Raw genomic sequence first — 19131 nt, 5'->3', positions numbered from 1 at the left:
CTATTCTCATGAAAAATATGTGTTTTTATAAAATGTAGAAAATATGAAAAATCGATTGTGTTTATTATTTGTGTTTTTATGTTGCTCGATCCTTTTGTTTGGACAAGGAAAGAAGCAGAAGTATGATATAGCTGCATTCCTTTATCCGGCGTATGCTTCTGACGATCCGCGTTTACGTCCGTTTTGGCCGATAGGGATAGGTGAGTGGGAAACTGTTATGACGATGCAAAAGAGAAATCCCGGACATTATTGGGACCGCAAACCTCTGTGGGGGTATATTAATGAAGCAGATCCTTCGGTTATGTCGATGGAAATAGAACAGGCAACAAAGCATGGTGTAAATGTTTTTATTTTTGACTGGTATTGGTTTGATGGCCGTCCGTTTATGGAGACAACGTTGGATAATGGTTTCCTGAAAGCTGATAATGTGGATAAAATGCAGTTCTATCTGATGTGGGCAAACCATGATGTGGTGAATGTCTGGGATACCCGTTTGGCTAGAGTCAAAGAAGATAATGTGATCTGGACCGGCAAGGTGGATCGCCAGGAGTTTGAAAAGATTTGCAAACGTAATATCGAGAAATATTTCAAACATCCTCAATATTATAAGATAGACGGAAAACCTGTTTTTATGATTTACGATATACCACAGTTGATAGCAGGTTTGGGGGGAATCGAAGAAACAGCTGATGCTTTGGAATGGTTCAAGAAGGAAACGAAGAAGGCAGGGTTCCCAGGGCTTGAGTTGCAGATAACTATGTGGTCCATAAATATGAATTATAGTGGGTTCGATGCCGGGAAAACAACGAATCCGGAAAATTCATTTGTAAAGAAATTAGGATTCACCAGCGGAACTCATTATCAGTTTGCTCATTTTACAAATGTAAATGAAGATTATAATGTCATTATGGATGCTGTTGAAAAAGAATGGGAACGCATTGATTCTTCATATGATTTCACTTACTATCCTCATATAAGTGTGGGATGGGATAATAGTCCCCGTACAGGTGTTAGTGCAGTAGTGAAGAATAATACACCTGAGAACTTTGAAAAAGCGCTTCGCAAAGCAAAATCTTTTGTTGATCGGCATCCGAAGCAGAAACCGCTGATAACAATAAATAGTTGGAATGAATGGACGGAGACCAGTTATCTGATGCCTTGTAATGTATTTGGATATGGTTACTTGGAGGCTGTTAAACATGTATTTGTGGATGAAAAATAAAATGATCATTTTCAATTAAGATAAAATATATGAGATATTATTATATACTGAGTGTGTTGCTTTTGTTGAGTTCTTATGTGTTTTCCCAGCAGAATGAGTCAAAGTATGATGTTGCAGCTTATATTTGGCCGGCTTATCAGGACGATCCTCGTTTTAAGGAGATGAATGTTTTTCCTGATGGAAAGGGAGAATGGGAAGCGATCTATAAAGCTAAACCTAAATTTGAGGGACATCGACAACCCAGGGTTCCTTTGTGGGGATATTTGGATGAGGCTGATCCGAAGGTTCAGGAGAAAGTAATCGATACGGCTCTGGAATATGGTGTTAATACATTTATCTTTGATTGGTATTGGTATGATGATAAACCTTTTTTGGAGAGAACGTTGAACGATGGTTTTCTGAAAGCCCGGAATAATGAAAAAATGAATTTTTATTTAATGTGGGCTAATCATACGCATACCACTTATTTAGATCCCAAAGAACCGGATAAAAGTAAGGTGTTCTGGAAAGGAGAGGTGGATTTTGATATTTTTGATCGTTTTACCGATCATGTTATCAAAGACTATTTCATGAAGCCTAATTATTACAGAATAGATGGAAAACCTGTTTTTGCTATTTATGAACTAGGAACATTCATCAATGGTTTGGGAGGAATGGAAGAGGCTAAAAAGGCATTGGACCATTTTAGGGTAAAATGTGTAAAGGCGGGTTTAAAAGGAGTACATCTGCAAGCCATTTTGTGGGGGGCTCTTCCTTCAACGCTGTCTGCAGTTCCGGGTGATAAATCGGAAACACAGGATAATACAGTCAAATATTTAGGATTTAATAGTTTGACTAATTATCAATGGTGTCATTTTGTTCCGGCTAATCAGGATTATGCTTCGTGGGGAGAAAAAGCTGTTTCCAAATATAAAGAATTCAGTGAAAGTTTCTCTATCCCTTATTTTCCGCATGTTTCTATCGATTGGGACAATAATCCTCGTTTTCCGGGTGATCCTCAGCCTGCTGTATCAAATGTTACACCTCAAAAATTTGAGAAATTCCTGTATAAAGCAAAAGAGTTTATAGATAAACATCCGGATCAGACTCCTTTAGTAACGATTAATGCCTGGAACGAATGGGGAGAAGGTAGTTATCTGGAACCGGATACAGAATTTAAATATGGATTTCTGGAAGCAGTTAAAAAGGTTTTTAAATAAGACTTCCCGATCCTAATCATATAATTCAGCTCAAAAGGATATTGAAATGTCCCTTTGGGCTGATTTTTGTTTGTATTGAAAATCAGTGAACTGGTTGTATCTTATCAAAGATGCATTTTACTATATAAATTAGTAGCAGAAAAGGATATACTGCCAGATCCATAGTAATGAATAGTATGTATTTCATTTCTTTTTTCTTTTAAATTCCACCTGTAAGACTGAAATATTTCAAAAACCCCTATCAGCCTGACAGATTTTTTGTATTTGTATGAAAAGAAGATGAGCAAAGGCATTAAAAAGATGCATCTGGGTTTGAAATTGGTGTAATTTAACAAATAAGCTTTTGAGTGAACTAGAATTTTGTCTGGAAACTTGATGTGATTTATGTTTAATATGATAATTATAAGAAGGAGGAGAAGCATCAGTCTGACAATTTGATAAAAGATTTGTCATGTTATATGTGTAGAAATAATTAATTTTGTAATTATTTTGAAATATTGGTTCGGAAATAAATACCTACATTTGTTTCTTATAATAATCTAATTTAATTATGACTCAGCTATCAGATATAAAAATATGGGATTCCTGTCTGAATGGAGACCGGAAGGCTTTTGCTGAGTTGTACAGGCGATACTATCCTCTATTATATAACTATGGATGTAAATTTTGTGCAAATAAAGAACTTGTAAAAGACTGTATCCAGAACTTTTTTGCCAAGTTAATACAGAATTATCATAAATTATCTGCCACCCAATCTGTTAAAGGCTACCTGCTTCTGGCTTTTCGCAACAGACTTTATGATGACCTGAAATATGAAAATTCCCGTTCAGATATGTTTCTTCCTTGCATAGATGATCTTTTATCTTTCGATAAGAGCCTGATTCCTTATCCTCCGGAAGATGAGTCGTCTGATGACTTTATAATTATGCGGTTAGCTTTTCTTGAACTTTCACCACGGCAGCAGGAAATTCTTTACCTTTATTATATGTTAGGTGCCAGTCATTCGGACATTGCTGATATTCTGAATATAAACTACCAGTCGAGTAAGAATTTGCTTTGCCGCTCTTTGTTAAAACTGAAAGAGTTGTTTTTCATTAAACTGAAAGATTATAAGGGTCAGGCAGACTGTAAAGAAGAGGAACTGGATGTTTTTTCTCATCTGGCTGAAAATTTCAAATGGTTTCATGTCGAACTAGCCAAGTAAACTTCCCTGAAAAACTTTTTTTCGCAAAAGTGATAATTTCTTATTTTCGTTGAGTACGATCTCTCTATCCTATCGTTTTAATAGTGTAAATACAATAGAAACGTGTATAGGAAAGATAACATATCAAATAATTATTTTTTCAGAAAGGCCAGACGGTCGGTCGGCCTGATGAAGAAAATAGAGCAGGTCAGCCGGAAAGAAATAGATGACTCGTGGAATGCTGTAGAACAAATACTACAGGCGTCAGAACAGGAGAAAATAAAGAAAACGAGATACCGTCTTGTGTGGACTTCTGTGGCCGCTATGCTGGTTTTAGGAGCTGCCGTTTTCTCTACATTATATCTTATACCTTCCGAATCTTCTCTGGTTGCTGCATTACATGAAAGTAGCATGCTGGCAGACAGTACGACGGAAATATCTTTGATTACTTCCAGTAATCATTTGAAGTTGGAGGATGAGTCTGTTCTTAACTATGATTCGAATGGGAAAGTTTCTATTAATAAACAACAAGTTCAGTCTGTGAGGAATGTCGATGCCGCTAAAAATGAAAAAGAACTGAACCATATCATTGTTCCCAAAGGAAGACGTATGAACATTACTTTTGAAGACGGAACCAAGATATATGTGAATGCAGGCAGCCATGTCATATACCCCGCCGTATTCGATAAGAAAAAGAGGGAGATAGCAGTGGAAGGTGAGGTTTATCTTGATGTGGCACGCGACCCAAAACGTCCTTTTATTGTGAAAACAGGAAAATTCGATGTTAAAGTATTGGGAACCGTATTCAATGTTACGGCATACAAAGAAGATAAATCGGCATCGGTGGTATTGGTGAAGGGATGTGTTGAAGTGGAGACAAACACTAAAGAAAAGGTTATGATGTCACCAGATCAGCGGGTCAGTATTACAGATGGAAAAACATCGACAGAAAAAGTTAATGTTTTTAAATATATATGTTGGAAAGATAACTTGATGTACTTGAAGAATGACCGTACGGGAGATGTTTTAAATCGTGTCGCACGATATTATGGAGTAAATATCAGATATGACGAACAGGTTGCGGATATTCCTATTTCCGGTAAGCTTGATTTGCGGGGGGATATAAATTCTGTACTTGATGTTATTGAAGAATCGGTTTCTGTGAAATTTGTTTGTGACAGTTCGGGTGGTTTCCATTTATCATTGAAATGACAAATAAAATTATTAATTAAATAAGACAGCCTATGGGTATATCGAATTGAAAAACAAAAAAGATCGGATAATATTAGCCGTATTACCCGATCTGGAAAATTCTCTAAAATTAAAACTCACTTAAAGAATTAATAAACAAAGGTATGAAAAAAATGAAGACGATTGGTCTGAAAATGACTAATTATTTTAAATGTTTTTGTTTATCAGCATGTTTTATTTCTATTTCTGTTAACCATTTATCAGCTTTACCTATCTCTGCCCAGCATGAGAAGTTGAGCATCAACATGCAGGATAAAACGTTGGAAGATGTATTTACATTTATTGAAAATCACAGTGATTATGTATTTATCTATCATGCTTCCAAAATCGATTTAAGTCATAAAGTGAATGTGAATATCAAAGATCAGCCGATTAAAGATATTCTGAAAGACGTATTTAGAGGTACGGGACTCACTTATGTTGTAAAAGGGCGGCAGATAGTTGTCAAGAAGGAGGATGCACCGCAAACTCCAGGTGTTAAAAGTGTCGCAGTCCTCCAGCAGCAAAAAGGAATTACTGTTTCCGGGAATATAAAGGACGATACCGGTTTCCCTCTGATTGGAGTAAATGTAGTAATTAAAGGATCTAATCAGGGAGTCATTACGGATGTCGACGGAAACTTTTCCATGGAAGATGTTCCTTCTTCTGCCATATTGAGATTTTCATATATAGGCTACCAGCCGATAGAGATGAAAGCGCAGGAATCGATCATGCTGGTGATGCATGAAGACAACGAAAAACTGGAGGAGGTGGTTGTAGTAGGTTATGGTACACAGAAAAAAGTGAACCTGACCGGCGCTATTGAAGTGGTGGATGGAGATCGATTGAAAAACCGTCCGTCAACGAATGTGTCACAAGTGATGCAGGGTACGGTTTCCGGTGTGAATTTCTCTTATGGGAATTCGGGTTCAGAACCGGGGGCAAAATTGAATTTGCAGATTCGTGGTCAGGGAGAACCTTATGTGCTTATCGACGGGACGGTGGGGGATCTGAATATGATCGATCCCAATGATATCGAAAATATATCTGTATTGAAAGATGCTGCGGCTTCTGCCATCTATGGGGCCCGGGCTCCTTATGGTGTAGTTATTATAACGACGAAATCAGGAAAGCGTGAAGAGAAAATACAGGTTGATTTCTCAGCGAATGTTGCCTTTACAAAGCCGATCCGTAAACCGCGGATGGTCGATTCCTATACTTTCGTACGGGCAATGAATGAGTTTCATGATAATCAGGGAGAATCCCGGTTGTTTGCCGAAGAAACGATAGACCGTATTATAGCTTACATTAATAATCCGTCACTACCGGAAACTGTTCCTGACGCAACAAACTCTAATCAATGGGCTACTTATTTGTTGGCAAATGGCAATAATGACTGGATTGATGTGCATTTCGGTTCCGGTGTCCGTAATCAGGAGAATGTGTCGATTAAAGGAGGTGGTAAAGATCTGGCTTTCTACCTTTCTGCCGGGCATGCTTATGAAAAAGGTATTCTTAATTTCGGAAAAGATACATATCGGCGGATTAACTTCAATGCGAAACTGGATTTGAGTTTAACCAAATGGTGGAAATTATCATCCAATACACGCGTGGTCCAGTCTACACGGGAGAATCCGAACTATGATGACGAAGGCGATTATGACATGATGATCCACCAGATATTCCGTACGCAGCCTAACCAGTTCTTGAAATCACCGAACGGTTATTATTCCCGTTTGTCAAGAATACCGATGATCGAAGCCGGATCGGATAAGACAATAACAAGAGGTATACTGCAACGTTTTGCTACGGATATTACCCCTTTGAAGAATTGGACGATCAGCGCGGACTATTCAATAGATTTTCCTTATACCAGCTTCACTTCCAATAATCTTACCGCTTATGAAGATCTGGTGGATGGTTCTTTGTCGGCTATTCCGACAACAGTTCCTTCGTATGTGAATAAGTATAAGTCCCATACGATGTATAATTCATTGAATGTCTATACTTCTTATAAATTTGACTTGAAGGATAAACATCACTTCACGGCAATGTTGGGATTTCAGCAAGAGTCGAACTCTTATGATTATCTGAGCGGATTGAAAAAAGAACTTATAACGCCGGAGGTTCCGTCTATTTCTACCGCTACGGGTGAAATGCAGACAACTGATGATCTGACGCACTGGTCTACTCAGGGTTATTTTGCCCGTCTGAATTATGATTATATGGGGAAATATCTGTTGGAAGTGAATGCCCGTTATGATGGAACTTCCAAATTCACGAAAGACCATCGGTGGGGGTTATTCCCTTCTTTTTCTTTGGGATGGAATATTTCCCATGAAAAGTTCTGGGAACCAGTTTCTCCTTATGTAAATACACTAAAGTTAAGAACTTCATGGGGCAGTTTGGGTAATCAGAATGTAGATGCTTACCAGGATCTGCCTTTGCTGGGTACGGAGATGAATCTGGAATGGATTTTAAACGGCAAACGTCCTGCTTATACGACTGCTCCGAATCTGATTAATCCTGTGCTGACCTGGGAGTCATCAAAGACGGTGGATGTAGGTGCTGATCTGGGATTCTTTAATAACAGGTTGCAGATAACTGCCGATTATTATCAACGTCTGACCTTTAACCGGCTTGGACCGGCTCAAGCTCTGCCTGCCGTGTTAGGTGCTGATATACCTAAAGAGAATAACTCTGAACTGAGAACGAGGGGCTGGGATTTGTCTTTTACCTGGAGGGATAAGGTAAGTAATGACTTTTCTTACTCGGTCACTGCCATGTTGTTTGATTATAAGAGTGTTGTTACCAAGTATAATAATCCGACCGGAATACTGACGACTGATTATGAAGGAAAAACAATTGGAGAAATATGGGGATATGAAACTGTTGGTTTAATCCGGACGCAGGAAGATGCGGATCGGATTAATCAAAGTAAATCGCAGAATTTCATTAATGCCCAGGTATGGCGTACCGGAGATGTTATGTATCGGGATCTGAATAATGACGGTTTGATAAATAACGGTAAGAATACGGTTTCCGATCATGGTGATTTACGGATAATAGGTAATAATACTCCCCGGTACCAGTTTGGAATAACATTATCTGCTGATTATAAAGGATTTGATTTTATGGCATTTTTCCAGGGTACGGCGAAAAGAGATTTGTGGTTGACCGGTAATATGTTCTGGGGATTTAATAACTGGAATCAAACGACCCTGTTCCCGCATCATCTGGATTATTACCGGGATGCGGAAGAAAGTACTTATTCAGGATTAGGAGTAAATACGGATGCGTATTATCCCCGGCCATACAGCCAGTCCAGTCTTTATAAAAAGAACCAGCAAATACAGACCAGATATCTGCAAAATGGTGCTTATCTGAGACTTAAAAATTTGCAGTTGGGGTATTCGATACCTCAGACGGTTCTAAAGAAAGTGGGGTTACAAAAGTCCAGGATTTATTGTTCGGCAGAGAATGTACTGACATTAACCAAGCTTCCTGTCGGTTTTGATCCGGAGACTGCTAATCTGGGTAAATATGGAAATGGTAAATCGATGTTTTCGTTGGCCGTTCTGTCTTTTGGCTTAAATGTTTCATTTTGATGAATCCTTTTAAAATTTGATATAATGAAAAGAAATATAATATTATTGCCTCTCTGTTTATTGTGTGCAATACTGATAAGTTCCTGTGACGATTATCTGGAAAAGAAGCCGTTAACTCAGATTGGAAATGACGATTATTGGAAAGCGACCAGCGATCTGGCTAATTATACGTTACAGTTTTATCCATCGCTTCCGGCATTCGAAGTTGTTGGAAGTTATACCGGACTGATTGGATGGGATGGGACGAGAGGTTCTGATACACAGATAACAGGTGTTCCCAGTACGGTGTGGAATGGTTCGCGTTCTCCGGTCACTTCAACGTCTGATAAAGAGTGGAACTGGACGAAGATACGAAGTGTGAATGTGTTTTTGATAACTATTGGAAATGTAAAGATCCTTTCGATAGTTATAAACATTATGTCGGGGAAGCCCATTTCTTTAAAGCCTGGTTTTATTTTGAAAAGGTACGTGCCTATGGGAATGTCCCTTGGTTTTCCAAGGCGCTGGATACAAGCTCTGAAGAGTTGTATAAGGCCAGGGATTCCCGTGTGCTTGTTGTAGATTCGATCCTGTGGAACCTGGATAAGGCAATAGAGTACCTGAATCCTTTGAAATCTGTGGATGGTGGTTCGAACCGGTTGAGTAAGGAAGTCGCATTGCTCTTTAAATCGAGAGTCGCTTTGTATGAAGGTAGTTGGCAGAAATATCATAAAGGATCTGCGTTTGGTACTTCCGGAGCCGATCCGGATAAATATTTCCGCTTGGCGGTTGAGGCTGCGGAAGAATTGATGGATCCCCAATATTCGACTGGATTATATTCAACAAATTCTCCGTCGGAAGATTATTGCAAGATGTTTTCCTTAACAGATCAAACATCTAATAAGGAGGCTCTTCTCTGGAAACGTTATGATAAAGGACTGGGGATGGGACATTCTTTTCAGATATATGTTTCTGACCGGACGGCCGGAAATTCTCTGACAATGGAGCAAATCCACCATTATCTGAAAAAGAACGGCGAACCGTATGATTATATATCTGTTGGGAAAACGGTGAAAGGCGGTGATTTTCTGACAAAGATTGCCGAAGATTGTGATCCGCGTTTATCCCAGACTATTTGGATTCCTGATATGGTGATGTGGGATAACGGTTATGGCAAAGGTATATTTACCAAGCCTTTCCTGAATCAGTCCGGGGAGTATTTGAATAATACGGGTTTTCAGATAAAGAAAGGGAATGACCCGAAAGATCCTCAGGCGGGGAGCGGTGTATCATGGAATACAAATTGTGTGACGGGAGCCATTGTTTTCCGTTATGCCGAGGCTTTGTTGAACTATGCGGAAGCTAAATGTGAACTGGGGGAAGTTGTTGATTATGATAAGTCTGTCAATTTGTTGAGGAGAAGGGTAGGGATGCCGGACTTTAAAGTACAGTCTGATATAAATCGTTCTTTATATGCTGATTACGGTTATGCTATTTCAGATGAATTGTATGAAATAAGAAGGGAGCGTACGGTGGAATTAGGTTGTGAAGGTTTTCGGTATGACGACATTATGAGGTGGGCGGCACATAGTCTGCTCAAAGGAAAACGTCCTAAAGGGTATCCTTTGGATCTGTCGGAGTGGGAAGGTATGAAGATTAATTATAAGGTGGATGAAAATGGATTATTAGATCCTTATATCGGCCAGATTCCCAATGGATATGGTTTTGATCCGGAAAGAGATTATCTGGAATGTATTCCTATTAATGAAATAACCTTGAACCCGCAATTAATCCAAAATCCGGGATGGTAGGTATATTGACTTTTTATTATTAATATTGTAAGCCAATGCTGATAACCTGCTACATCCGGCAGGTTATCGGCATGACTCTATAACCTATGAAATTTTAATATGATGAACAGACGCTTATTCTTAAAAAAGGCATGCGGAGAGGTGTTGGTCCTGGCAGCTTCTCCTTCATTTGTATCCTGTGGCGGACAACGGCCTGTCCGGTTTGGGGTTGTTACCGATCTGCATTATTCGCGACGGGAACCTTATGGGACCCGTTATTTCCCTCAGACAATGGATAAATTGAAAGAGGCCATGGAGGTCTTCAACTCTTCCAATCTGGATTTTGTGATCGAAATGGGCGATCTGAAGGATCAGGATAATGTCCCCCGGCGGGAACAGACAATTACTTATCTGGATGAAATAGAAAACGTCTTTCAATCGTTCCGGGGACCGGTTTACCATGTCCTGGGAAATCATGATATGGATAGCATCTCCAAAGACGATTTTCTGCAACATACATCCAATCAGGGTGATGCCGACAAGAAGGCTTATTATTCATTTGCTTTTGATAATATAAAATTCATAGTCCTGGATGCGAACTACAATCTGGACGGGACCCCGTATGATAAAGGTAATTTTGACTGGACAAAGGCTTATGTCCCTGAAGACCAGATAGACTGGCTGAAGAAAGAATTGAAAGGAAATAACAAACCGGTCATCATTTTTATCCATCAGTTGTTAGACCGCTTCTCCGATATCAGTAAATCGCTTTGTGTAAGTAATGCGGACGAAATAGTTCCTCTGTTAGAAGAAAACGGGAATGTGCTAGCTGTATTCCAGGGACATCATCATGCGGGACATTACAGTTTCCGTAATAATATCCACTACTGGACAATGAAAGGGATGATAGAAGGAAACCTTCCCGATAACAACAGTTTTGCTGTTGTGGAGATCGATACGCAGAATAATATTCATATCGATGGTTTCTATAATTGTGAAGATAAGGATTTGAATCGCTTCACGGTGTAAAGTTATTCAGTTGATCTGCGTAAAGCAATCTAATGTTTTTTCAGACAGAGGTAGGTCTAAGTAAATTTAGAGGTAGGTGTAAATCGAATTAGAGGTACGTCTAAATTCATTTACACCTACCTCTAATTAATAAGACATAGTAATGTTCTCCGGATTTCGTCAGTATTACGCTTTTTATCCAACCCGTTGTCTCCTGGCAATCGATTAGTTCCACCAACGGTTTTAATATACTTCTTTTGCCACTTTGTAAACACTATCCGTAGCCATCATTGTATAAAAATGCAGGCTTGGGACACCGTGGGCGATCAGTCTTTGCATTGCTGGATGCACCATTCGACACCTACGGCTTTTACTTCATCATCATTTTTACATTTCCGCAATTCGGTTGCAAACGGTTCGGGAATGTCTGAACGGAATATTTTAGGTAATACGGTCAGCTGGTTTTTAAAGACAACCGGCTTGATGCCTGGAATGATCGGGACATCGATACCTTCGGCGCGGCAGTGTTCCACAAATGAATAATATTTTTCATTGTCGAAAAACATCTGAGTAACCAGATAATCAGCGCCGTTTTTTACTTTCTCTTTCAGATAAAAAATATCCGATTCCATATTCGGTGCTTCCTCATGTTTTTCCGGATAACAAGCCATACCGTATGAGAACGGTGTTTCGTTTGCTTCGAATGTGGAACCGTCTACGGCAATACCTTTATTGAAATTGTTTACCTGTTCCTGAGGTCAGTCGCATGTTCGTGATATAAATCTGTATTTTGTCCGGCTTCCAGTGTTTTTACATCACCACGCAACAGCAGCAGGTCGTAAACTCCCAGGAAATTAAGATCGATCAACGCATATTCCGTTTCATCTTTTGTAAATCCCTTACATATAATATGTGGAACTGCCGGAATACCATATTTGTTCTGGATGGCAGAAGCAATGGCAACCGAACCCGGACGCTTGCGGATGTTCACTTTCTGGAAGCTACCGTCGGGCAAGGTCTTATAGATATATTCGCTGTGGTGAGAAGTTATATTAATGTATTTAGGGTCGAATTCTTTCAGTTTATCAATCACATTATATACCTTCTGTATGCTGTTCCCTTTCAGAGGAGGTAGAATTTCAAATGAAAAAGCAGTCGTTTTACTGCCGTTGATCAGATCAATAACTTTCATATTTTAATTATTTTTGCTGCAAAAGTAACAATTATCATCCGAAATAGCTTACTTTTGCGTTCATAATCTAATTACGACAATGATATGGAAAATATGAATTGGTCTGATCTGGCATTCGGTTATATGAAGACAGACTACAATGTACGGTGTTACTATCGTGATGGTAAGTGGGGTGAATTGGAAGTTAGCTCTTCTGAAATTATTAATATTCACATGGCAGCTACTTGCCTCCATTACGGACAGGAGTCGTTTGAAGGTTTGAAAGCATTCAAGGGAAAAGACGGTAAAATCCGTGTGTTCCGTATGGATGAAAACGGCAAACGTATGCAAGCTTCCAGCCGGGGCATCAAGATGGCTGAACTTCCTGTGGAGAAATTTGAAGAAGCTATTCGTAAGGTAGTGAAGTTGAACGAGCGTTTTGTTCCTCCCTATGAGAGTGGAGCAGCATTATATATCCGCCCGCTGATGATCGGTTTGGGTGCGCAGGTGGGCGTGAAACCGGCTCCCGAATATATGTTTATGGTATTCGTAACCCCGGTAGGACCTTATTTCAAAGGTGGTTTCAAACCGTCAAAGGTTTGTATCATGCGTGAATACGACCGTGCTGCGCCTTATGGGACCGGGACGATCAAAGTCGGTGGTAATTATGCAGCCAGCCTGGTGGCCGGAGAAATAGCGCATGAAAAGGGTTATGCCGCCGTATTGTATCTGGACCCGAAAGAAAAGAAATACCTGGACGAATGCGGTCCCGCAAACTTCTTCGGTATTCGTGGAAACAGTTACATCACTCCGCAGTCTCATTCTATTCTGCCGTCTATCACTAACAAGAGTTTGCAGCAGCTGGCTGAAGATATGGGACTGACGGTTGAACGTCGTCCTGTTCCTTTTGAAGAAATAGCTACATTCGATGAAGCGGCAGAATGTGGAACGGCTGCCGTTATCGCCCCGATTTCACAGATTGATGATTTGGATGAAAATAAATCATACGTGATTGCCAAGGACGGCAAACCCGGACCTGTTTGTGAAAAACTATATCACAAACTGCGTGGCATTCAATATGGTGACGAACCTGATACATATGGTTGGGTAACGATAATTGAATAATCAGATAAAAGATGTTGACAGTTAATGCTTTTGGATAAATCGGGAGTGTTAACTGCCAACTCTAAATTCTCAAACGTCAATACGCTTTGCCAACTTTGGATTGCCAACTGAAAATAAAATTGCTATCTCGGTATTGCAAAGTTGAGGATATTTTCTATCTTTGCGGTCTATATAGTAAGACAGTCAGGTGGAAGCATTCTTTAAAACACATAAATACCTTGTAGAACATTTGCATGCACCGGTACGCCGGGGGCTGATGGATGAGATTGACTGGAATGACCGGTTGATCGGGATCAAAGGCTCTCGTGGAGTAGGGAAAACTACTTTTTTACTGGATTATGCCCGCGAACATTTTGGTGCTGATAATAAAGAGTGCCTGTATATAAATCTGAATCACTTTTATTTTACGGAACGTACGCTGGTCGACTTTGCTTCTGAGTTCAGGGCAAAAGGAGGAAAGGTGTTGTTGATCGACCAGGTTTTCAAATATTCCGGATGGTCGAAAGAGTTACGTTATTGTTATGATAATTTTGAAGACCTGAAGATTATCTTTTCCGGTTCGTCAGTTATGAGGCTGAAAGAGGAAAATCCGGATCTCTCAGGTAAAGTTGTTTCATATAATCTGCGTGGTTTTTCTTTCCGCGAGTTTTTGAATCTGATGTCGGGAAACAGTTTTCCGGCTTATACGTTTGAAGAAATAATCGGGAACCATCAGGAGATTGCGAAGAATATTTGTTCGGTAGCCAAACCGATGGCTTATTTTCAGGATTATTTGCATCATGGTTTTTATCCGTTCTTCCTGGAGAAACGTAATTTCTCAGAGAACCTGCTGAAGACAATGAATATGATGCTGGAGGTAGATGTCTTGTACATCAAGCAAATCGAGCAAAGCTATCTGCCCAACTCCGCAAACTGTTGTATCTGCTGGCTATCAGCGCACCGTGTACGCCGAATGTCAGCCAGTTGAGCAAAGAAATAGAAACGTCACGGGCTACAGTGATGAATTATATAAAATATCTGACCGATGCCCGTTTAATGAATATGTTATATCCGGTAGGCGAATCGTTTCCGAAAAAACCATCTACCGTGTATATGTACAATTCGAATCTGATGTACCCCATCCGTCCGATGGAGGTAAATGTGCAGGCTGTGCGCGAATCTTTTTTCTATAACCAGCTTTTGAAAGACAATACGCTAAATGAGGGAATGAAGAACGCACACTTTTTGGTAAACGGAAAGTATAATTTCAGGATAGAGGAAAGTATGAAAGTAAAAAACAATCCCGATTTATACTATGCTGTAGACAAGGTCGAAGTAGGAGAAGAGAATATGATCCCGCTTTGGCTGTTTGGCTTTTTATACTAAGAAATTCTTTTAAATACTAATAGTAAAAGTCTATGACAAAACAGAAGAAATTTTTGACCTGTGATGGTAACCAGGCTGCTGCTCATATTTCATATATGTTCAGCGAAGTAGCCGCTATCTACCCCATCACTCCGTCGTCTACAATGGCAGAATATGTAGACGAATGGGCTGCCGCCGGACGTAAGAATATTTTCGGCGAAACGGTTTTGGTACAGGAAATGCAATCAGAAGGTGGTGCTGCGGGTGCAGTTCACGGTTCTTTGCAGGCTGGTGCCCTGACTTCAACTTACACGGCTTCTCAGGGATTGTTGCTGATGATCCCTAACATGTACAAGATTGCCGGTGAGTTGCTTCCTTGCGTATTCCATGTATCTGCCCGTACACTGGCTTCTCATGCCTTGTGTATCTTCGGCGATCATCAGGATGTTATGTCTGCTCGTCAGACAGGTTTCGCAATGTTGGCAGAAGGTTCTGTTCAGGAAGTTATGGACTTGGCGGGTGTAGCTCACCTGGCTACTATCAAGTCTCGCGTTCCTTTCGTGAACTTCTTCGACGGTTTCCGTACATCACACGAAATCCAGAAGATTGAAGCTCTTGAAAATGATGACCTGGCTCCGCTGATCGACCAGAAGGCGTTGGCTGAATTCCGTGCACGTGCTTTGAATCCGGAAAAACCGGAAGCTCGCGGTATGGCTGAAAACCCGGATCACTTCTTCCAGCACAGAGAATCTTCAAACAAATACTATGAAGCAGTTCCTGCTATCGTAGAAGAATATATGAACGAAATCTCCAAGCTCACAGGCCGTAAATATGGTTTGTTCGATTACTACGGAGCAGAAGATGCAGAACGCGTGATTATCGCAATGGGTTCTGTAACCGAAGCTGCCCGCGAAGCTATCGACCACCTGACAGCTCAGGGTGAAAAGGTTGGTTTGGTTTCTGTTCACTTGTATCGTCCGTTCTCTGCTAAGCACTTCCTGGCTGCTGTTCCTAAGACAGCTAAACGTATCGCAGTTCTTGACAGAACAAAAGAACCGGGCGCTAACGGCGAACCGTTATATCTGGACGTAAAAGAATGTTTCTATGGTCAGGCCGATGCTCCGGTTATCGTAGGTGGTCGTTATGGTTTGGGTTCTAAGGATACTACTCCGGCTCAGATCCTTGCTGTTTACGAAAACTTGTCTTTGCCGATGCCGAAGAATCAGTTTACAATTGGTATCGTAGACGACGTGACATTCACTTCTCTTCCTCAGAAAGAAGAAATAGCTTTGGGTGGTGAAGGCATGTTCGAAGCTAAGTTCTACGGATTAGGTGCTGACGGTACGGTTGGTGCTAACAAGAACTCTGTAAAGATTATTGGTGACAATACAGACAAATATTGCCAGGCATACTTCTCTTATGATTCTAAGAAGTCTGGTGGTTTCACTTGTTCTCACCTGCGTTTTGGTGATCATCCGATTCGTTCAACTTATTTGGTAAATACTCCGAACTTCGTTGCTTGTCACGTTCAGGCTTATCTGCGTATGTATGATGTTACTCGCGGTTTGCGTGAAAATGGTACATTCCTGTTGAACACTGTATGGAATGGCGAAGAGTTGGCTAAACACTTGCCGAACAAGGTAAAACGTTATTTCGCTCAGAAAAACATTACTGTTTATTATATCAATGCAACTCAGATCGCATTGGAAATTGGTTTGGGCAACCGTACCAATACAATCCTTCAGTCTGCATTCTTCCGTATCACAGGTGTAATTCCTGTTGATTTGGCTATCGAACAGATGAAGAAATTCATCGTGAAGTCTTACGGTAAGAAAGGTGAAGATGTAGTTAATAAGAACTATGCTGCTGTTGATCGTGGTGGCGAATATACTCAGCTTGCTGTTGATCCGTCATGGGCTAACCTGCCGGATGATGAAGTTGTAGCAAACAGCGATCCTGCTTTCATCAACGAAGTAGTTCGTCCTATCAATGCTCAGGATGGTGACCTGTTGAAGGTTTCTGCATTCAAGGGTATCGAAGATGGTACTTGGCGTCAGGGAACAGCTAAATACGAAAAACGTGGTGTGGCTGCTTTTGTTCCTGTATGGGATGGCGAAAACTGTATCCAGTGTAACAAGTGTGCGTATGTTTGTCCTCACGCTTCTATCCGTCCGTTCGTGTTGGATGCTGCTGAACAGGCTGCTGCTCCGTTCAATAACTCTTTGAAAGCAACAGGTAAACAATTCGAAGGAATGCAGTTCCGGATTCAGGTAGACGTTCTTGACTGTCTGGGGTGTGGTAACTGTGCCGATGTTTGTCCGGGTAATCCGAAGAAGGGTGGTAAAGCGCTTAAGATGGCTGCTTTGGAAACTCAATTGGATGAAGCTCCGAACTGGGATTTCTGTGCTGAAAAGGTGACAACAAAACAACATCTGGTTGACGTGAAGGCTAACGTGAAGAACTCTCAGTTTGCAACTCCGTTGTTTGAGTTCTCCGGTGCTTGCTCCGGTTGTGGTGAAACTCCGTACGTGAAGTTGCTAACTCAACTGTTCGGCGACCGTGAAATGGTAGCTAACGCAACAGGCTGTTCTTCTATCTATTCAGGTTCAGTTCCTTCTACTCCTTATACAACAAACGATAAGGGTCAGGGTCCGGCTTGGGCTAACTCATTGTTCGAAGATTTCTGTGAATTCGGTCTGGGTATGGAACTGGCTAACGAAAAAATGCGTGCACGCCTGACAAATGCGATGAACGAAATTATCGCTGCCGACAATGCTCCTGCTGAAGCTAAGGAAGTATTGAAGGCTTGGGTTGAAAATCAGAATGATGCCGATAAAACAAAAGAACTGGCTCCTCAGGTATTGGCTATTGCTGAAGAAGGTATCACTCACGGCTGTCCGCTTAGCGCACAGATCAAGGAGCTTTCTCACTTCCTGGTAAAACGTTCACAGTGGATTATCGGTGGTGACGGTGCTTCTTACGATATCGGTTACGGTGGTCTTGACCATGTAATTGCTTCAGGTAAGAACGTTAACATCCTGGTATTGGATACTGAAGTTTATTCAAATACGGGAGGTCAGTCTTCTAAAGCTACTCCGGTAGGTGCAATCGCTAAGTTTGCTGCTTCCGGTAAGAGAATCCGCAAGAAAGACCTGGGTCTGATGGCTACAACTTACGGTTACGTTTATGTTGCTCAGATCGCAATGGGTGCCGACCAGGCTCAGACATTGAAAGCGATCCGCGAAGCTGAAGCTTATGATGGTCCTTCATTGATCATTGCTTATGCTCCTTGTATCAACCACGGTTTGAAGAAGGGTATGGGTAAGAGCCAGCAGGAAGAAGCTGATGCAGTAGCATGCGGTTACTGGCATTTGTGGCGTTACAACCCAGCTTTGGAAGAAGAAGGCAAGAATCCGTTCACTTTGGATAGCAAAGAACCGGATTGGAGCAAATTCCAGGACTTCCTGAAGGGTGAAGTACGTTTCGCATCTCTGACAAAACAATTCCCGGCTGAAGCAGGTCAATTGTTCCAGGCTGCCGAAGACAACGCTAAGTGGAGACTTAACAACTACAAGCGTTTGGCTAAACAGCAGTGGGGCGTTGAGGAATAATTGATTATTTGATCATCTAAATAGTAAAACGGAATCTTCGAAAGGAGGTTCCGTTTTTTTGTATAAGCTAAATAAATCGAACCTTTAGCAACAAGTAAATGGCAAAAAATAAAAGCAAGCAGAATCAGTTTCAGTTACTTTCCCCTGAAAAGTATATTCGTTTGAAAGCTAGAAATTTACCGATAGAGGTGTGCTATGTATCCGATGACTGGAAAGATGAAAGAGGAGCTGTAGCGGAAGTGATCGTAGTTCGTCGTCGTGCCGGTGGAAATGTTTGCCGAAGAGTTCGGGATCAAACCGGATAAGAGTTTTGCCCTGACGCAATATATACTGGAAGAGGATACGGAAGAGATTCCTTTGATTGAATATAAATATGGGAGAGGTGGCCGCCCTCACCTGGTTGCCCTCTCTTGAGGCAAGTAAATATATCCCTATATTGGAAGAATCCACAGGCGGCGATTTCGGTCTTGAGATATTGGAGGATCGAGATGTGTTCGATGATGATGAATTCGACGACGAATTCGATGATGAATATGACGAGGAGGAGGAAGATAAAGATAATAAGACAATGTGAGGTGCACCAATAATAATGTAGTGGGGAATTGATTCGGAATTTCTCAAATATGAATGTTGCGTCGTAGGTAAGGGCGGTTCGCGAACC

Annotated in this window: 11 protein-coding genes and 2 pseudogenes; 12 read left to right on the top strand and 1 reads right to left on the bottom strand. The window is 40.9% G+C overall.

All coding sequences use genetic code 11. The features are described 5' to 3' along the window. The first annotated feature begins 43 nt into the window (after nucleotides 1-43). From DXA15_RS15030 to DXA15_RS15000, 7 genes are all read left to right on the top strand, one after another. Nucleotides 44-1222, top strand: a complete 1179-nt coding sequence (locus DXA15_RS15030; protein WP_122329114.1) for a glycoside hydrolase family 99-like domain-containing protein — start codon at nucleotides 44-46, stop codon at nucleotides 1220-1222. 29 nt (nucleotides 1223-1251) lie between these two features. Then, nucleotides 1252-2421 (top strand): glycoside hydrolase family 99-like domain-containing protein, encoded by a 1170-nt coding sequence (locus DXA15_RS15025; RefSeq protein WP_122329115.1) that lies wholly within the window; start codon nucleotides 1252-1254, stop codon nucleotides 2419-2421. A 550-nt stretch (nucleotides 2422-2971) separates the two neighbouring features. After that, complete coding sequence (locus DXA15_RS15020; RefSeq protein WP_122329116.1) at nucleotides 2972-3625, top strand: RNA polymerase sigma factor; 654 nt, start codon at nucleotides 2972-2974, stop codon at nucleotides 3623-3625. 168 nt (nucleotides 3626-3793) lie between these two features. Next, nucleotides 3794-4816, top strand: a complete 1023-nt coding sequence (locus DXA15_RS15015; RefSeq protein WP_128134545.1) for a FecR family protein — start codon at nucleotides 3794-3796, stop codon at nucleotides 4814-4816. A 143-nt stretch (nucleotides 4817-4959) separates the two neighbouring features. Then, the gene (locus DXA15_RS15010; RefSeq protein ID WP_122329118.1) at nucleotides 4960-8442 is read left to right on the top strand and encodes a TonB-dependent receptor; all 3483 of its coding nucleotides are present in this window, start codon (nucleotides 4960-4962) and stop codon (nucleotides 8440-8442) included. A gap of 332 nt (nucleotides 8443-8774) precedes the next feature. Beyond that, complete coding sequence (locus tag DXA15_RS15005; RefSeq protein WP_233567305.1) at nucleotides 8775-10232, top strand: RagB/SusD family nutrient uptake outer membrane protein; 1458 nt, start codon at nucleotides 8775-8777, stop codon at nucleotides 10230-10232. Nucleotides 10233-10331: 99 nt separating this feature from the next. Then, nucleotides 10332-11240: a metallophosphoesterase gene (locus tag DXA15_RS15000; RefSeq protein WP_233567304.1), complete on the top strand. Its 909-nt coding sequence runs from the start codon at nucleotides 10332-10334 to the stop codon at nucleotides 11238-11240. A 222-nt stretch (nucleotides 11241-11462) separates the two neighbouring features. On the opposite strand, the pseudogene metF reads toward DXA15_RS15000, so the two are convergent. Continuing rightward, nucleotides 11463-12411 (bottom strand): annotated as a pseudogene (gene metF, locus DXA15_RS14995) (methylenetetrahydrofolate reductase [NAD(P)H]). An 84-nt stretch (nucleotides 12412-12495) separates the two neighbouring features. Here metF and DXA15_RS14990 point away from each other — a divergent pair. The 5 genes and pseudogenes from DXA15_RS14990 to DXA15_RS26615 all read left to right on the top strand — a co-directional run bounded on the left by DXA15_RS14990 (nucleotide 12496) and on the right by DXA15_RS26615 (nucleotide 19044). Continuing rightward, complete coding sequence (locus DXA15_RS14990) at nucleotides 12496-13515, top strand: branched-chain amino acid aminotransferase (RefSeq protein ID WP_128134544.1); 1020 nt, start codon at nucleotides 12496-12498, stop codon at nucleotides 13513-13515. A 187-nt stretch (nucleotides 13516-13702) separates the two neighbouring features. After that, nucleotides 13703-14880, top strand: a pseudogene (locus tag DXA15_RS14985) (ATP-binding protein). Between the two features lie 32 nt (nucleotides 14881-14912). Beyond that, a complete protein-coding gene (nifJ, locus tag DXA15_RS14980; protein WP_128134543.1) occupies nucleotides 14913-18470 on the top strand; it encodes a pyruvate:ferredoxin (flavodoxin) oxidoreductase in 3558 nt (1185 codons plus the stop codon). Nucleotides 18471-18568: 98 nt separating this feature from the next. Continuing rightward, entirely contained in the window at nucleotides 18569-18775 is a 207-nt protein-coding gene (locus DXA15_RS26620; RefSeq protein ID WP_158579672.1) for a hypothetical protein, read from the top strand. Nucleotides 18776-18831: 56 nt separating this feature from the next. Further along, nucleotides 18832-19044: a hypothetical protein gene (locus DXA15_RS26615; RefSeq protein ID WP_158579671.1), complete on the top strand. Its 213-nt coding sequence runs from the start codon at nucleotides 18832-18834 to the stop codon at nucleotides 19042-19044. The last annotated feature ends 87 nt before the right edge of the window (nucleotides 19045-19131 follow it).

The sequence above is a fragment of the Parabacteroides sp. AM58-2XD genome (assembly GCF_003463685.1).
GTDB classification, from domain to species: Bacteria; Bacteroidota; Bacteroidia; order Bacteroidales; family Tannerellaceae; genus Parabacteroides; species Parabacteroides segnis.
This window is presented reverse-complemented; position numbering and strand designations above follow the sequence as displayed.

What these genes read in the sequence shown, in the direction of transcription:
- DXA15_RS15030 (WP_122329114.1), top strand. Translation starts at nt 44, where the DNA reads ATGAAAAATCGATTGTGTTTATTATTTGTGTTTTTATGTTGCTCGATC.
- DXA15_RS15025 (WP_122329115.1), top strand. Translation starts at nt 1,252, where the DNA reads ATGAGATATTATTATATACTGAGTGTGTTGCTTTTGTTGAGTTCTTAT.
- DXA15_RS15020 (WP_122329116.1), top strand. Translation starts at nt 2,972, where the DNA reads ATGACTCAGCTATCAGATATAAAAATATGGGATTCCTGTCTGAATGGA.
- DXA15_RS15015 (WP_128134545.1), top strand. Translation starts at nt 3,794, where the DNA reads ATGAAGAAAATAGAGCAGGTCAGCCGGAAAGAAATAGATGACTCGTGG.
- DXA15_RS15010 (WP_122329118.1), top strand. Translation starts at nt 4,960, where the DNA reads ATGAAAAAAATGAAGACGATTGGTCTGAAAATGACTAATTATTTTAAA.
- DXA15_RS15000 (WP_233567304.1), top strand. Translation starts at nt 10,332, where the DNA reads ATGATGAACAGACGCTTATTCTTAAAAAAGGCATGCGGAGAGGTGTTG.
- DXA15_RS14990 (WP_128134544.1), top strand. Translation starts at nt 12,496, where the DNA reads ATGGAAAATATGAATTGGTCTGATCTGGCATTCGGTTATATGAAGACA.
- nifJ (WP_128134543.1), top strand. Translation starts at nt 14,913, where the DNA reads ATGACAAAACAGAAGAAATTTTTGACCTGTGATGGTAACCAGGCTGCT.
- DXA15_RS26620 (WP_158579672.1), top strand. Translation starts at nt 18,569, where the DNA reads ATGGCAAAAAATAAAAGCAAGCAGAATCAGTTTCAGTTACTTTCCCCT.